The 14,615-nt window shown below is 73.8% G+C and carries 18 protein-coding genes and 1 tRNA gene; 13 read left to right on the top strand and 6 right to left on the bottom strand.

All coding sequences use genetic code 11. The annotated features are described in order from the left end of the window. Positions 1 to 9 precede the first annotated feature (9 nt). The 4 genes from dusA (at position 10) to C7456_RS11685 (ending at position 3,435) form a co-directional block, all read left to right on the top strand. Positions 10 to 981, top strand: a complete 972-nt coding sequence (dusA, locus tag C7456_RS11700) for a tRNA dihydrouridine(20/20a) synthase DusA (RefSeq protein WP_281268521.1) — start codon at positions 10 to 12, stop codon at positions 979 to 981. An 84-nt stretch (positions 982 to 1,065) separates the two neighbouring features. After that, positions 1,066 to 1,365: a PepSY domain-containing protein gene (locus C7456_RS11695; protein WP_245889848.1), complete on the top strand. Its 300-nt coding sequence runs from the start codon at positions 1,066 to 1,068 to the stop codon at positions 1,363 to 1,365. Next, entirely contained in the window at positions 1,365 to 2,057 is a 693-nt protein-coding gene (locus C7456_RS11690) for a response regulator transcription factor (protein WP_109723939.1), read from the top strand. Before C7456_RS11695 ends, C7456_RS11690 begins: the two co-directional genes overlap by 1 nt. Beyond that, complete coding sequence (locus C7456_RS11685) at positions 2,023 to 3,435, top strand: ATP-binding protein (protein WP_109723938.1); 1,413 nt, start codon at positions 2,023 to 2,025, stop codon at positions 3,433 to 3,435. Before C7456_RS11690 ends, C7456_RS11685 begins: the two co-directional genes overlap by 35 nt. A gap of 25 nt (positions 3,436 to 3,460) precedes the next feature. Here C7456_RS11685 and C7456_RS11680 read toward each other — a convergent pair whose 3' ends face one another. Continuing rightward, positions 3,461 to 3,757 carry a hypothetical protein gene (locus C7456_RS11680; RefSeq protein ID WP_109723937.1) on the bottom strand — a complete coding sequence of 99 codons (297 nt, stop codon included), beginning with the start codon at positions 3,755 to 3,757 and terminating at the stop codon, positions 3,461 to 3,463. Positions 3,758 to 3,937: 180 nt separating this feature from the next. Here C7456_RS11680 and C7456_RS11675 point away from each other — a divergent pair, with 180 nt between their 5' ends. The 4 genes from C7456_RS11675 (at position 3,938) to C7456_RS11660 (ending at position 6,550) form a co-directional block, all read left to right on the top strand. Further along, positions 3,938 to 4,915 carry a biotin--[acetyl-CoA-carboxylase] ligase gene (locus C7456_RS11675; protein ID WP_109723936.1) on the top strand — a complete coding sequence of 326 codons (978 nt, stop codon included), beginning with the start codon at positions 3,938 to 3,940 and terminating at the stop codon, positions 4,913 to 4,915. Next, on the top strand, positions 4,912 to 5,670 hold the full coding sequence (locus C7456_RS11670) for a type III pantothenate kinase (protein WP_109723935.1): 759 nt from the start codon (positions 4,912 to 4,914) through the stop codon (positions 5,668 to 5,670). Before C7456_RS11675 ends, C7456_RS11670 begins: the two co-directional genes overlap by 4 nt. A gap of 29 nt (positions 5,671 to 5,699) precedes the next feature. Further along, on the top strand, positions 5,700 to 6,437 hold the full coding sequence (locus C7456_RS11665) for an SPOR domain-containing protein (protein ID WP_109723934.1): 738 nt from the start codon (positions 5,700 to 5,702) through the stop codon (positions 6,435 to 6,437). Between the two features lie 40 nt (positions 6,438 to 6,477). Continuing rightward, positions 6,478 to 6,550, top strand: a tRNA-Thr gene (locus C7456_RS11660). 30 nt (positions 6,551 to 6,580) lie between these two features. Here the strand turns inward: C7456_RS11660 and C7456_RS11655 are convergent. Next, positions 6,581 to 6,784, bottom strand: coding sequence for a hypothetical protein (locus C7456_RS11655; protein WP_109723933.1), 204 nt, complete (start codon positions 6,782 to 6,784; stop codon positions 6,581 to 6,583). A gap of 156 nt (positions 6,785 to 6,940) precedes the next feature. On the opposite strand from C7456_RS11655, the gene C7456_RS11650 reads away from it, so the two are divergent. From C7456_RS11650 to C7456_RS11630, 5 genes are all read left to right on the top strand, one after another. Then, a complete protein-coding gene (locus C7456_RS11650) occupies positions 6,941 to 7,372 on the top strand; it encodes a rhodanese-like domain-containing protein (RefSeq protein WP_109723932.1) in 432 nt (143 codons plus the stop codon). A 17-nt stretch (positions 7,373 to 7,389) separates the two neighbouring features. Continuing rightward, complete coding sequence (gene rocF / locus C7456_RS11645; RefSeq protein WP_109723931.1) at positions 7,390 to 8,304, top strand: arginase; 915 nt, start codon at positions 7,390 to 7,392, stop codon at positions 8,302 to 8,304. A gap of 445 nt (positions 8,305 to 8,749) precedes the next feature. Next, complete coding sequence (locus C7456_RS11640; protein ID WP_109723930.1) at positions 8,750 to 10,114, top strand: tryptophan--tRNA ligase; 1,365 nt, start codon at positions 8,750 to 8,752, stop codon at positions 10,112 to 10,114. Positions 10,115 to 10,136: 22 nt separating this feature from the next. Then, complete coding sequence (locus C7456_RS11635) at positions 10,137 to 10,460, top strand: hypothetical protein (RefSeq protein WP_109723929.1); 324 nt, start codon at positions 10,137 to 10,139, stop codon at positions 10,458 to 10,460. Between the two features lie 93 nt (positions 10,461 to 10,553). Beyond that, positions 10,554 to 10,958, top strand: a complete 405-nt coding sequence (locus C7456_RS11630; protein WP_109723928.1) for a globin — start codon at positions 10,554 to 10,556, stop codon at positions 10,956 to 10,958. Between the two features lie 19 nt (positions 10,959 to 10,977). On the opposite strand, the gene C7456_RS11625 is transcribed toward C7456_RS11630, so the two are convergent. The 4 genes from C7456_RS11625 to C7456_RS11610 all read right to left on the bottom strand — a co-directional run bounded on the left by C7456_RS11625 (position 10,978) and on the right by C7456_RS11610 (position 14,610). Next, positions 10,978 to 11,361, bottom strand: coding sequence for a VOC family protein (locus tag C7456_RS11625; protein ID WP_109723927.1), 384 nt, complete (start codon positions 11,359 to 11,361; stop codon positions 10,978 to 10,980). A 160-nt stretch (positions 11,362 to 11,521) separates the two neighbouring features. Next, on the bottom strand, positions 11,522 to 12,016 hold the full coding sequence (locus C7456_RS11620; RefSeq protein ID WP_109723926.1) for a RidA family protein: 495 nt from the start codon (positions 12,014 to 12,016) through the stop codon (positions 11,522 to 11,524). A 54-nt stretch (positions 12,017 to 12,070) separates the two neighbouring features. Beyond that, entirely contained in the window at positions 12,071 to 13,453 is a 1,383-nt protein-coding gene (locus tag C7456_RS11615) for a dihydrolipoamide acetyltransferase family protein (RefSeq protein WP_109723925.1), read from the bottom strand. Positions 13,454 to 13,629: 176 nt separating this feature from the next. After that, positions 13,630 to 14,610 (bottom strand): alpha-ketoacid dehydrogenase subunit beta, encoded by a 981-nt coding sequence (locus C7456_RS11610; RefSeq protein ID WP_109723924.1) that lies wholly within the window; start codon positions 14,608 to 14,610, stop codon positions 13,630 to 13,632. Positions 14,611 to 14,615: the final 5 nt, after the last annotated feature.

Raw genomic sequence — 14,615 nt, 5'->3', positions numbered from 1 at the left:
ATGTATAAGATGTTGAAACAAAACGAAAAAATTGTCGCCGTGGCGCCCATGATGGACTGGACGGACCGCCACTGCCGCTACTTCCACCGCCTGCTGTCGCCGCACGCGCGGCTGTACACCGAGATGGTGACCAGCGCGGCGCTGGTGCGCGGGAGGCAGCTGCGCCTGCTCGAGCACAGCCAGCAGGAGCACCCGGTGGCGCTGCAGCTGGGCGGCAGCGAGCCGGAGGAGCTGGCGATCGCGGCGCGCCACGGTGCCGACGCCGGCTACGACGAGATCAACCTCAACGTGGGCTGCCCGTCCGACCGCGTGCAGTCGGGCCGCTTCGGCGCCTGCCTGATGCGCGAGCCGGCGCTGGTCGGCGACTGCGTGCGGGCGATGCGCGAGGCGGTGGACGTGCCGGTGACGGTGAAGTGCCGCATCGGCGTGGACGACCAGGACGAGTACGCCGACCTGCAGCACTTCACCGAGACCATGCTGGAGGCGGGCGTGCGGGTGCTGGTGGTGCACGCGCGCAAGGCCTGGCTCAAGGGCCTCAGCCCCAAGGAGAACCGCGAGATTCCCCCGCTGGACTACGGGCGCGTGTACCGCCTCAAGCGCGAGTTCCCGGAGCTCACCGTGGTGATCAACGGCGGCATCGCCACGGTGGACGAGGTGCGCGCGCACCTGGCGCGGGTCGACGGCGTGATGCTGGGCCGGGCCGCCTACCACGATCCCTACCTGCTGGCGCGGGTCGAGCAGGCGCTGTACGGCGTTCCGCCGCCCTCGCGCGAGGCGGTGCTGGCGCGCCTGCGCCCCTACGCGGAGGCCGAGCTCGCGCGCGGCACCGCGCTCAAGCACATCGCCCGGCACCTGCTCGGCCTGTACCAGGGCGAGCCCGGCGCGCGCGCCTTCCGCCGCCGCCTCAGCGAGGGGGCGCACCTGCCCGGGGCGGACTGGGCGCTGGTCGAGGCCGCTGCGGCGCCGCGGCGGGCGGCGTGACAAGCGGGCCGCCGTCCGGTCAGTATTCAGCCCCGTCACCCTAGGCTGAACGGCCGCATGCGGAACCCCGGCGAAACCCATTCCATGGCCAAACCGCTTTTCCTGCTGTGCCTGCTGGCCTGTGCCGGCGCCGCCGCCGCGGCGCAGCAGGCGCCCGCGCTGAGCCTGGAGCAGGCGGTCTCACGCGTCCAGCACGACACCGGCGGCACGATACTGGCCGCCGACCTGCAGCACCGCGGCAAGCGGGTGGAGTACCGCATCAAGGTGCTCACCCCCGACGGCCACGTGCGCGTGCTGGCGGTGCCGGCCGACGCCGCGCCGGCCGCCGCCGATTCCACCAAGACCCCGCCCGGCAACGGCGCGGGCAACAAGGAGAAACACTGATGCGCATCCTTCTGGTAGAGGACGAGGCCCCGCTGCGCGAGACGCTGGCGGCGCGCCTGAAGCGCGACGGCTTCGCCGTCGACGCCGCGCAGGACGGCGAGGAGGGCATGTACCTCGGCCGCGAGGTGCCGTTCGACCTGGCGATCATCGACCTGGGCCTGCCCAAGATGTCCGGCATGGACCTGGTCAAGGCGCTGCGCGAGGCCGGCCAGCGCTACCCGATCCTGATCCTCACCGCGCGCGGCAGCTGGCAGGACAAGGTGGAGGGCCTCAAGCAGGGCGCCGACGACTACCTGGTCAAGCCGTTCCACGTCGAGGAGCTGCTGGCGCGCATCAACGCGCTGGTGCGCCGTGCCAGCGGCTGGTCCAAGCCGGTGCTGACCTGCGGCCCGGTGAAGCTGGACACCACCGCGCAGACGGTGTCGGTGGACGGCAAGCCGGTGGACCTGACCAGCTACGAGTACAAGGTGCTGGAGTACCTGATGCTGCACGCCGGCGAGCTGGTCTCCAAGGCCGACCTCACCGAGCACATCTACCAGCAGGACTTCGACCGCGACTCCAACGTGCTGGAGGTGTTCATCGGCCGCCTGCGCCGCAAGCTGGACCCGGAAAGCACCCTCAAGCCGATCGAGACGGTCCGTGGACGCGGATACCGCTTTGCCATCCCCCGCAGCGACGGCGACGACGAGTGAGCCCGTGCCGCCGCGCCGGCCGGCCTCGCTGGCCGCGCGCGCGGCGATGGCCACCGGGCTGGTGCTGGCCGGCTTCCTCGGGCTGGTCGGGCTGACGCTGTCGCGCGCCAACCACGAGGCCGCGCTCAAGAGCCTGCACGACCGCCTGCAGAACTACGTGATCGCCTACCTGGCCGGCACCGAGGTGTCGCGCTACGGCAAGGTGTTCCTGCCCGACGCGCCCGATCCCAGCTTCTCGCGGCCGGGCTCGGGGCTGTACGCGGTGGCGCTGGGCGACGACGGCTTCCGCTGGGAGTCCTCCTCCGCGGTGGGGCGCGACTTCAGCTTTCTGCGCCCGCTGCCGCCCGGGCAGAGCGAGTTCGCCGGCCCGATCGACACGCGCATGGGCCGGCTCTACTACTACGCCTACGGCGTGGCCCTCGACAATCCGCCGCGCAAGCCCACCGAGCTCACCTACATGGTGGCGCAGACCGAGGACCAGTTCGAGGGCGAGCGCGCGGTGTACCGGCGCTCGCTGGTGCTGATGCTGTCGGTGCTCGGCGTCACCCTGATCGTGCTGCAGCTGCTGCTGCTGCGCTGGAGCCTCACCCCGCTGCGCAAGGTGGCCAGCGACATGAGCCGGGTCGAGCGCGGCGAGAGCGACCACCTGGACAGCCAGTACCCGCTGGAGCTGACCGCGCTCACCGGGCGCATCAACAGCTTCATCGACACCGAGCGCGAGCAGCGCACCCGCTACCGCAACACCCTGGCCGACCTGGCGCACAGCCTGAAGACCCCGCTGGCGGTGATCCGCTCGCGGCTGGAGGCGGCCGGCGACGAGCCGGGCCTGCGCGCCGACGTGCTGGAGCAGGTGCGCCGCATGGACGAGCTGGTGGCCTACCAGCTGGCCCGCGCCGCCACCTCCGGCCGGCAGACCTTCGCCACCGCGGTGCCGGTCGCCGGCCACGCGGAGGACCTGGTGCAGAGCCTGGAGAAGGTCTACGCGGCGAAGAACGTGCTGTGCGAGTTCGACATCGACGAGGGCGCGGCCTTCTACGGCGAGCAGGGCGACCTGCTGGAGCTGATGGGCAACCTGCTGGAGAACGCCTTCAAGTGGGCGCGCCACCGCGTGCTGCTGGTGGTGCGCATGCAGTCGCAGCCGGGCCGGCAGCGGCCGGGGCTGTGGCTGAGCGTGGAGGACGACGGCCCGGGCATCCCCGAGGACAAGATCGAGAAGGTGCTGCAGCGCGGCGTGCGCGGCGACGAGCGCGTGCAGGGCCACGGCATCGGCCTGTCGATCGTGCAGGACATCGTCAAGGCCTACAGCGGCGAGCTGGTGGTGGACCGTTCGCCGGAGTTCGACGGCGCGCGCTTCAGCGTGAGGCTGCCGCCCTCGTAGGACGGCGCGGGTTTCGCGGGGGAGCTTACTGGATCGAGCCGGGCAGCAGCGACTGCCAGCCCAGGGCGGAGCGGTGCGAGGACTGCGGATGGACCGCGCCGCCGCCGCCGCCCGCGGCGGGCGCGCTGCCGGCGTTGCCGGTGTCGCCGTCGGTGTTGCGCTGGCCGCCGTCGTGGCCGAGGTTCACCACGTCGCCGCCCACGGCGGTGCCGTCGCGCGGGGCGGCGTCGGAGGCCGCGTGGGCGCCGCCGAGATCCTGGTTGTTCACGTCGGTCGCCTGCGCGGCACCGATGCCGCCGAGCGCGAGGACGCATCCGATCATCAACTGCCGGGTATTCATGGCCTGTACCCCGTGATCCCCAACAAGGCAAGTGCCGGATGCTGGCAGAAACGCGGCCCGCCCGCCAGTGCTTGGCCCGGCCGGCTGGCTTAGAATCCCGGCGATGCGCGAATCCCCCCTTCTCCTGCGGCGCCCGGCGGTTCGGCCGCGGGCGACCCGCCCATGAGCACGGCGCGAGAGCTGCTGGCCGCCCTGGCCGGAGGCGAGCCGGTGTCCGGCGCGCAGCTGGCCGAGCGGCTGGGGCTGACCCGCGCGGCGATCTGGAAGCAGGTGGAGGCCCTGCGCGCGCGCGGCCTGCCGGTGGAGTCGCGCGGGGTGGCCGGCTACCGGCTGCCCTGGCCGGTGCAGCCGCTGGACGCCGCCGCCATCCGCGCCGCGCTGCCGGCCGCCCTGCGCCGCGCGCCGGGCGCGCTGGAGGTGCACTGGGAACTCGACTCCACCTCCAGCGAGCTGCTGCGGCGCGGCGCGGCCGCGCCCGACCTCGGCTTCGTGCTGGCCGAGACGCAGAGCGCCGGCCGCGGCCGGCGCGGCCGCGGCTGGCTGTCGCCGCCGGGGCTCAACCTCTATCTGTCCTGCCTGAAGCGCTTCGAGCAGGGTTTCGCCGCGCTGTCCGGGCTGTCGCTGGCGGTCGGCGTGACCGTGCTGCGCGCGCTGGAGCGCCTGGGCATCGCCGGCGCCGGCCTGAAGTGGCCCAACGACGTGCTCGCCGGCGAGGGCAAGCTGGCCGGCGTGCTGGTCGAGCTGAGCGGCGAGTACCAGGGGCCGTGCGCGGCGGTGATCGGCATCGGCCTCAACCTGCGCCTGACCCCGGCGCTGCGCGCCCAGGCCGGCCAGCCCGCCGGCGACCTGGCCGGCCTCGCCGGCGGCGCGCCGCCCGACCGCAACCGCGCCGCCGCGGCGCTCGTCGCGGCGCTGGTCGAGGGCCTGCGCCAGTTCGAGCGCGAGGGCTTCGCGCCGTTCCGCGACGAATACCGGCGCCACGACCTGCTGCACGGCCGGCCGCTGCGCCTGTCAGGTGCGCTGGGCGAGTTCGACGGCACCGGCGCCGGCGTGGACGCGCGCGGCGCGCTGCAGGTGCGCCTGGCCGACGGCAGCCTGCGCGCGATCGACAGCGCCGACGTCACGGTGCGCCGCGCATGAGGCTGCTGCTCGACCTCGGCAACACGCGCCTGAAGTGGGCGCTGCAGGACGGCGCCGGCTGGCTGGCGCACGGCGCGGTCGGCTGGGACGAGGAGGTGGCGGCGGCGCTGGCGCGCGCCTGGGCCGGGCTGCCGGCGCCGGCGGCCGCGTTCGGCGCCTCGGTGGTCGACGCCGAGCGCGAGGCGCGGGTCGCCGGCTGCGCGGCGCGCGCCTTCGGGATCGCGCCGCAGTGGCTGCGCACGCCGGCCGAGGCCTGCGGCGTGCGCAACGCCTACGCCGAGCCCGCGCGGCTGGGCGTGGACCGCTTCCTCGCCATGGTGGCGGCGCGCGCCGATGGCCTGGGCGCCTGCGTGCTGGCCGGCGTGGGCACCGCGCTCACGCTGGACGCGCTGGCCGCCGACGGCCGGCACCTGGGCGGGCTGATCGCGCCCGGCCCGCGGCTGATGCGGCAGGCCCTGCTCGGCGCCACCGCGCAGGTGCGGCCCGCGCAGGACGGCCGGGTGGTCGAGGCGGCCGACAACACCGCCGACGCGGTGGACTCCGGCTGCTGGCTGGCCGCCGCCGCGCTGGTCGAGCGTTTCGTCGCGCGGATGGCGCCGCGGCTCGGCGGCGCGCCGGCGCTCAGCCTCGGCGGCGGCGACGCCGAGGCGCTGGCCGGGCTGCTCGCGCTGCCGGCGCGGCGCAGCGAGGACAGCGTGCTGCGCGGCCTGGCAGTGTGGGCGCAGGCACAGTCCGGCGCCGCGCCGGCCGCCTAGAATGGCGCGCTGATCGCCGAGGGGAAGCGATGTTCCTGCGTCTGCTGTTCGTGCTGCTGGTGGCCCTGAACATCGCCGTGGGCGCCTGGCTGCTGCTGGGGCAGGACGGCGTGTACGCGCGCAGCGTCACCGATCCGGGCGTGCCGATGCTGCACCTGCTGTCCGAGCAGCCGCCGGCCGCGGCGGCGGCGGCCACCGCCCCCGCGCCGCCGGCCAGCGCGGCGGCCGCGGCCCCGGCCGCCTCGGCGCCGCCGCCCGCGCCATCGCCCGCGCCATCGCCGCCGCAGAACAGCGGCCCGCTGCGCGCCAACAGCTACGCCTGCATCGCCATCGGGCCCTTCGCCACGCCGCAGGACCTGCGCAACGCGCGCGCCGCGCTGGCGGCGCAGACGGCGCGGATGCGCTCGCGCCAGGAGCAGACCACGCAGACCCGCGGCTGGTGGGTGTACCTGCCGGCCAGCGCCAGCCGCGCGCAGGCGCTGGCCCTGGCCGGCCGGCTGGAGGCCGCGCACGTGGGCGAGTACTTCGTGGTCGGCTCGGGCGACCAGTCCAACACCATCTCGCTGGGCCTGTTCAAGGACCCGGCCAACGCGCGCAAGCGCCGCGACGAGGTGGTCGCCGCCGGCTTCCCCGCGCAGATGAGCGAGCGCGTGGAGACCGTGCCGGAATACTGGCTGGACGTCGCGGTGGCCGACCCCGGCCGCTTCGACTGGCGCCGCCGCGTGCGCGCCGAGGGCGTCGGCTCGCACAGCACCGGCTGCTTCTGAGCGGCCGCGCCGGCGCGCTGCTAGAATCCTTGGGCCCTGTGCCGGCATAGCTCAGTTGGTAGAGCAACCGCCTTGTAAGCGGTAGGTCGTCCGTTCGAGTCGGACTGTCGGCATGCCCGTCCGCGCGCCGCGACGCCGTTACGTTAGGTCTGGTTCTGCGGCAGCCTGCCGTTGCGCTTGAGCAGCTGCGCCAGTCGGCGTTCCACGGCGCGGATCTGCAGGCCGCCGGAGCCGTGGCGCATCAGCTCCATCCGGAGCAGGGCGTTTTCGAGCTTGAGGCGGTCGCGTTCGGCCTGGGCGGCCGTCAGGCGCAGGAGCAGTTCCGCGGAAGTGCGGTTGGCTGGCATGGAAGAAGCCCCCTTGGATCAGGCTTGTGTGGTCCGCCCCTGCGTTCCGGGGCCAAGCTAGCACAACGGCCGCCGCCGCGGTGCAACGGAAGGCGCCGCATGCGCCGTGTACACTGGGGCCGACCGATGCGTCCGCCGCGCAGGCGGCCCGAAGCCATGACGACGAAGCCTTCCACCGGACGATGCGCCCGCGCGCTGCGGACGCTGTTCCTGCTGCTGCCGGCCCTGTCCGGCGTCCACGCCGGCGACGCGCCGCTCGGCCCGGCGCAGTGGCGCGCGCGGCAGGCCCGGCCCGATGCGCCGCTGCTGCTGGACGTGCGCCATGCCGACGAGTACCGCGACGGCCACATCGCCGGCGCGCTGAACATCCCGCTGGAGCAGCTGGCCGCGCGCCACGGCGCGCTGGGCGTGCCGCGCGGGGGCGAGATCGTGGTGTATTGCGTGTCCGGGCGCCGCGCGGGCAAGGCGCGGGAGCTGCTGGAGTCGCTCGGCTACACCCATGTCCGGCTGCTCGACGGCAGCCTCGAGGCCTGGCGCGCGCAGCATCTGCCGCTGGTGCGCGAGGGCGGCGAACCATCCCATCGTTGACGAGAGTGCAGGAGCTTATGCAGAGACCGGCGGTTTCCCTGATCGGCGTTCCCACCGACATCGGCGCGGGCCACCGCGGCGCCTCGATGGGGCCGGAGGCGCTGCGCGTGGCGCAGATCGACCAGCGGCTGGCGCGGATGGGCCTGGACGTGCGCGACCGCGGCAACCTGCACGGCCCGTTCAACCCGTGGCAGCCGCCGCACGCGGGCTACCGCCACCTGCCGGAGGTGGCGGAGTGGAACCGCGCGGTGCACGAGGCGGTGCACGCCGAGCTGCGGGAGGGCCGGCTGCCGGTCATGCTGGGCGGCGACCACTGCCTGGCGATCGGCTCGATCAGCGCCGCGGCGCGGCACTGCCGCGAGCGGGGGAAGAAGCTGCGCGTGCTGTGGCTGGACGCGCACGCCGACTCCAACACCTCCACCATCACGCCCTCGGGCAACATCCACGGCATGCCGGTGGCCTGCCTGTGCGGCAACGGCCCGGCCGAGCTCACCGGCATCGGCGGCCGCACGCCGGCGGTCGCGCCGGAGGTGTTCCGCCAGATCGGCATCCGCTCGGTGGACGAGGGCGAGAAGCGGCTGGTGCGCGAGGCGGGGCTGGTGATCTACGACATGCGCCACATCGACGAGGTGGGCATGCGCCGCACGATGGAGGAGGCGCTCGACGGCGTGGACGCGGACACCCACCTGCACGTGAGCTTCGACGTGGACTTCCTCGACCCGTCGATCGCGCCCGGCGTGGGCACCACGGTGCGCGGCGGGCCGACCTACCGCGAGTCGCAGCTGTGCATGGAGATGATCGCCGACACCGGCCGGCTGGCCTCGCTGGACATCGTCGAGCTCAACCCCGCCTTCGACAAGCGCAACCAGACCGCGAAGCTGGCGGTGGACCTGGTCGAGTCGCTGTTCGGCAAGTCGACGCTGATCCGCTGAGAGCCTGCTCATGATCTACCCGTACTGCGCGCCGGGGGCCGTCTGCGCGCGGTCCAAGGGAGAACGGAGGTAGGCGGGGAGGCGCCATGGATGGCACCGGCTTTGGAGGAGCGGGGCGAGGGCGTGGGTCCACGACGACGCGGCATGGCCGGAGGGCGATGGTCCGCGCGTCGCGGCCGGAGGCCGCTCCCCCAAGGCTGGCGAGGGCCCCTGGGGGAGCGGCCTCCGGCCGCGATCGACCCGACGCGAGACCGGCCGACGGCCGAGCGCCGCCTCCCCACTCGCCCGCGGTTCATCCATCCGGCTTTCCTGGCCCTCTGGCCCAAGAGGTTTTGAACGGGCGCGGCGGCCGCGGCGGGCCGTCGCCGCGGCGCTTTCGCGCCCGTCTCGATTGCCCCGGCGCGGCATTGCCGTACACTGCCGCTTTTCCCTTGCGCGACGCAGCATGAAGACCCGTGTCCTGACCGGCATCACCACCACCGGCATCCCGCACCTGGGCAACTACGCGGGGGCGATCCGCCCCGCCGTGGCGGCCAGCCGGCGCGACGACGTGGACGCGTTCTACTTCATGGCCGACTACCACGCGCTGATCAAGTGCGACGAGCCGGCGCGGATCGAGCGCTCGCGGCTGGAGATCGCCGCGACCTGGCTGGCCGCCGGGCTCGACCCGGCGCGGGTGACCTTCTACCGGCAGTCGGACATCCCCGAGATTCCCGAGCTGACCTGGCTGCTCACCTGCGTCACCGCCAAGGGCCTGCTCAACCGCGCGCACGCCTACAAGGCGGCGGTGGACAAGAACGTCGAGGCGGGCGAGGACCCGGACGCCGGCGTCACCGCCGGCCTGTACATGTACCCGGTGCTGATGGCCGCCGACATCCTCGCCTTCAACGCGCACAAGGTGCCGGTGGGCCGCGACCAGATCCAGCACCTGGAGATGGCGCGCGACATCGCGCAGCGCTTCAACCACATCTACGGCCGCGAGTTCTTCGTGCTGCCGGAGGTGGTGATCGAGGAGCAGGTGGCCACGCTGCCCGGCCTGGACGGCCGCAAGATGTCCAAGAGCTACGACAACACCATCCCGCTGTTCGCCGGCGGCGCCAGGGCGCTGCGCGAGGCGGTGATGCGCATCGTCACCGACTCGCGCCTGCCGGGCGAGCCGAAGGACCCGGACAGTTCCTCGCTCTACACCATCTTCCGCGCCTTCGCCGGCGAGGCCGAGAGCGCCGCGTTCCGCCGCGCGCTGGAGGAGGGCCTGGGCTGGGGCGAGGCCAAGCAGGTGCTGTTCGAGCGGCTGGAGGCCGAGCTGGCGCCGATGCGCGCGCGCTACGACGAGCTGGTCGCCCGGCCGGCGGAGATCGAGGCGATCCTGCAGGAGGGCGCGCGCAAGGCCCGCGCCACCGCCACGCCGCTGCTGGCCGAGCTGCGCGAGGCGGTGGGGCTGCGCCCGATGGGTGCCCGCTCCGCGCCGTCCGCGCCGGCGGACAAGGCGGCGCGCACGGACAAATTGCCGCGCTTCGCCAGCTTCCGCGACGCCGATGGTAACTTCCGCTTCCGCCTGTTCGCGGGCGACGGCGAGGAACTGCTGCTGTCGCGCCCGTTCGCCGACCCCAAGGCGGCCGGCGCGCTGCAGAAGCGGCTGAAGTCGCTGGGCGCGGCCGCCGCGGTGGTGGCGCTGCAACCGCAGGGTTTCGCGCTGGAGCTGCACGGCGAGGCGATCGCCTTCTCCCCGCCGCACGCCGACGCGGCCGCGCGCGACCAGGCCCTCGCGCGGCTGCGCGAGGCACTCGACCAACTCGCCGCGCAGGATTAGTCCGGCCGGAAGGAGCCCGCCGATGCGCTACCTCGCCCTGCTGCTGCTCGCCCCCTGGCTGCTGGTGCTGGCCTGGGCCTACCTGGCCTATCCGAAGGGCCTGCCGCGCACGGCAGGGCGGCGCCTGTTCGACGCGCTGGCCGTGCTGGCCGCCGCCGCCGGCACGGCGTGGAGCGTGATGCTGGGTTTCGAGGCCGCGGCGGTGCCGGCCGACGGCGCCTTCGGCCGTTCCAGCGGCGCGATCTGGCGGCAGGTGCTGCCGGCGCTGTACGGCTACGGCGTGTTCGTGCTGCTGCTCGGCGTGGCGCTGCCGCTGCGGCAGCTGCTGTTCCGCGCGCGCCGCTGAGGGCGCGCCGCGCGGCTGCGACGCTGCGCCCCATCCCCGCGCCGCGCCGCGGCGGCTAGATTGCGCGGCGTGCAGCCCGGACGGACCGAGGGGATGAGCGAGAGTTACGACGACCTGCAGGCCAGCTATGGGCGCTGCCTGCGCAACGGGCGCTTCATCGAGCGCTTCTACGCGATCTTCATGGGCAGCCATCCGGACATCGTGCCGATGTTCGCCCACACCGACTTCAGCCGGCAGTACATGGCGCTGCGCCGCGGCATCAGCTCGGCCATCGCGCACGCCGCCGGCAGCCGGCTGGCCGAGCGCACGATGACCGAGATGGCGCGGGTGCACGGCCGCGCCGGGCGCGCGCCGGTGCCGCCGGCGCTCTACCCGTACTGGGTCGACAGCCTGCTGCAGGCCGTCGCCGAGCACGACCCGCAGTACACCCCGGCGCTGGGTCGGCGCTGGCGCGAGGCGATGGAGGCCACCACGGCGTTCTTCACCGGCCACTACTGAACGGCGCGCCGCCGCGCCGTCAGTCCCAGCGGTTGAGGTGCGGCCCGAACGCGGCGCGCTGCCGCCGCACCACGCAGAAGCGGTGGCCGCTGGGCGCCTCCATCACCCACCAGCGCCCGCGCACGAAGGCCACGCGCTTCGCGCCGAGCCTTTCCAGGCGCGCGGTTTCCGCGTCCAGGTCGTCGGTCTCGATGTCCAGGTGCACGCGGCTCTCGTGCTCGACCCTCTGCAGCAGGACGATCGGCTCGTCGGCGGCGGTGGCGAGCTCCGCGTAGCGGCCGTCGCCGTCCTGGTCGAGGGTGGCGACCGGCTTGCCCAGCGCGGCGCTCCAGAAGCGCGCCGCCTCGGCGAGATCGTCGGTGCGGCAGTCGATCACCAGGGTGCACAGGCGGCTGTGGTGCATGGCGGCTCTCCGCGGCAGGGAACGCCACGATAGCGGCGCCGTCGTGCCCGCGCCGTCAAGCGCCTGGCCGACGGCGTGCACGGTGCCCTCTTGCCGCCAGTGAGGCGATGCTGTCGGCGCCGGGAGTGCCGGCGGCCGTGCGCGGACGGCGAAATGTTTTCTAGGGACCGGCGGACCGCGCCGGCGCGTCGGGCAGCACGGCGGTGGCGGCGACTTCCAGCAGCGCGTCCTCGCGCACCAGCCGGCGCACCTCGACCAGGGTGCTGACCGGCGGATGGGCGGCGTCGATGTAGCGGTCGCGCACCTCGCGCAGCGCCGGCGCGCCGGCCATGTCGGTGACGTAGAAGTCCAGCTTCGCCACGTCCTCGAACGAGGCGCCGCCCGCTTCCAGCGCGGTCTTCAGGTTGGCGAAGACCTGCTCGGCCTGGGCGCGGAAATCGCTGCCGCCGACCAGGCGGCCCTGGCGGTCCAGCGCCATCCGGCCGGAGACGTACACCGTGCGCCCGGCGGGCGCCACCGCCACGTGCGAGTAGCCGGCGGTGCGGCTCAGCGTGTCGGGGCTGAGGAAGCGCACGCCGTCGCGCGCGGACGGCCCGGCGGCGTGCGCGGCCGTCGCGGCGACGGCCAGGAGGACGCAAAGGAAGGGCTTGCCCATCGTCGTGCTCCCGGTAGGCGGGGGCGCGGCGCCGCGCCTCCGCATGGCGCGCGGTCAGTTCGGCCGCGCGAGGTCGTCCAGCAGCGCCTTGAGGAAACGCGCCGCCTCGCCGCCGGTGGCGGCGCGGTGGTCGAAGGTGAGGCTGATCGGCAGGCGCCGGTGCACCTCGATGCCGCCCATCACCGCCACCACGTCGTGGCTGAGCTTGCCCGCGCCGACGATGGCCACGCACGGCGGCACCACCACCGGGGTGGCGTAGCGGCCGGCGAACATGCCGAAGTTGGACAGGCTGATGGTGTAGCCGGACAGCTCCGAGGCCGGGATCGTGCGGTCCTCCACCTGCGCGCGCAGGCGCTGGATGGCGGTGCGGATGCCGGCGCCGTCGAGCATGTCGGCGTTGCGCAGGGCGGGCACGAACAGGCCGTCGTCGGTATCCACCGCGATGCCGATGTCCACGTGCGGGTGCAGCGTGCGCGAGAGGTTCTTGCCGTCGAACCAGGCGTTGAGCGCGGGCACCGCCTTGCACGCGGCGACGATGGCGCGGATCAGCCGCGCGGTGATGTCCTGCTTGCCGATCCAGGCGTGCAGGTCGGCGTCGTCCACCAGGGTGGTGGGCACCACGCTGGCGTGCGCCTCGGCCATCACGCGGGCCATGTTGCGGCGCACGCCCTTGAGCTGCTCGGGCTGGCCGCTGGCCTGCTGCGACGGCGGCGCGGTGCGCACCGGCTTGCCGGCGAGCGACACCGGCGTGCGCGCCGGCGCCGATGCCGGACCCGGCTCGGCCAGTTCGGGTGCCGGATGGCGGCCGGCCGCGGCCGGCGCGGCGCGGGCGGGCGCGGCGCCGAGCGGCGCGCTGCCGGTCGCGGCGGCGTCCTTGACGTCCTTCAGGGTGACCACGCCGCCGGCGCCGCTGGGGCGCACGCGGGTGATGTCCACCTTGAGCTTCCTGGCCAGCGCGCGCACCGCCGGCACCGCCTTCACGCCGCCGATGCTGGCGGCCTGCTCGACGTGCACGGCATTGCCGCTGACCATCGCGCCGACCACGGTGCCCTCGTCCTCGCGCTCGGCGACCTCGCCGCCCTCGTCGGAGGCGACCACCTTCTTCGCGCTGTCCGGCGCGGGGCTGCCCACGCTCTTCTTCGGGCCGTGGTGGTGGCCGGTGGGCTCGGCCTCGGCGCGCTGCTTGGCGTTGGGGTCGGGCTCGAAGTCGGCCAGCGCCGCGCCGGTCTCGATCACGTCGCCGGCGGCGCCGTGCAGCCTGACCACCTTGCCGGTGTAGGGCGAGGGCACGTCCACCACCGCCTTGGCGGTCTCCATCGACACCAGCGGGGCGTCGAGCTTGACGGTGTCGCCTTCCTTCACGTGCCACTCGACGATGGTGGCGTCGGGCAGGCCCTCGCCGAGGTCGGGCAGGTGGAATGTCTTGGTGTCGGCCATGAGTGAGCTTCCAAGGTTTTGGGGTTTTCTCCCTCTCCCCTTCGGGGAGAGGGTTGGGGTGAGGGGCCGGGGCTTGCCTTGAACTTCATCGAAACCTTCTTTCGATGAGCTTTGCCGCAAGCCTTGTCCCCTCATCCGCCCCTCCGGGGCACCTTCTCCCCGGAGGGGAGAAGGGGTTACGAAGCCGCCAGCGTGCGCTTGGCGGCCTCGACGATGCGCGCCGTGCTCGGCATCTGCTTCATCTCCAGCCGGTACAGCGGGGTGTGCACGTCGTAGCCGGTGACGCGCTCGACCGGGGCGAGCAGGTCGTACAGGCATTCCTCGGCCACGCGCGCGGCGATCTCGGCGCCGAAGCCGGCGGTCTTCGGCGCCTCGTGCACGATCACGCAGCGGCCGGTCTTGTGCACCGACTCGGCGATGGTGTCGAAGTCCAGCGGGGTCAGCGTGGCCACGTCGATCACCTCGGCGCCGATGCCTTCCTCGGCCAGCGCGTCGGCGGCCTCCAGGCATTCCTTCACCTGCGCGCCCCAGGTCACCAGGGTGACGTCGCCGCCGTCGCGCAGCACGAAGCACACGTCCAGCGGCAGCGCCTCGCCGTCGTCGGGCACCTCCTCCTTGTACTGGCGGTAGATGCGCTTGGGCTCGAAGAACACCACCGGGTCGGGGTCGCGGATCGCCGCCAGCAGCAGGCCGTAGGCGCGCGCCGGCGAGGAGGGCAGCACCACGCGCAGGCCGGGGATGTTGGCGAACAGGTGCTCGTTGGCCTCGGAGTGGTGCTCGGGCGCGTGGATGCCGCCGCCCCACGGCGCGCGGAACACCGCCGGCACGGTGATGCGCCCGCGCGTGCGGTTGCGCATGCGCGCGGCGTGGCAGGCGATCTGCTCCATCATCGGGTAGATGAAGCCCTCGAACTGCGCCTCGGCCACCGGCTTCATGCCCTGCGCGGCCAGGCCCACGGTGACGCCGGCGATGGTGGTCTCGTCCAGCGGGGTGTCGAGCACGCGCAGCTCGCCGAACTTCTGCTGCAGGCCCTGGGTGGCGCGGAACACGCCGCCGTTGACGCCGACGTCCTCGCCCAGCACCACGACCGAGTCGTCGTGCGCCATCTCGTAGGCGAGCGCCTGGGTGACCGCTTCGATGAGGGTGATCTGTGCCATGGTCT

The sequence above is a fragment of the Fulvimonas soli genome (assembly GCF_003148905.1).
GTDB classification, from domain to species: domain Bacteria; phylum Pseudomonadota; class Gammaproteobacteria; order Xanthomonadales; family Rhodanobacteraceae; genus Fulvimonas; species Fulvimonas soli.
The sequence above is the reverse complement of the archived record's forward strand: the minus strand, read 5'-3'. Positions and strand labels throughout refer to the sequence as shown.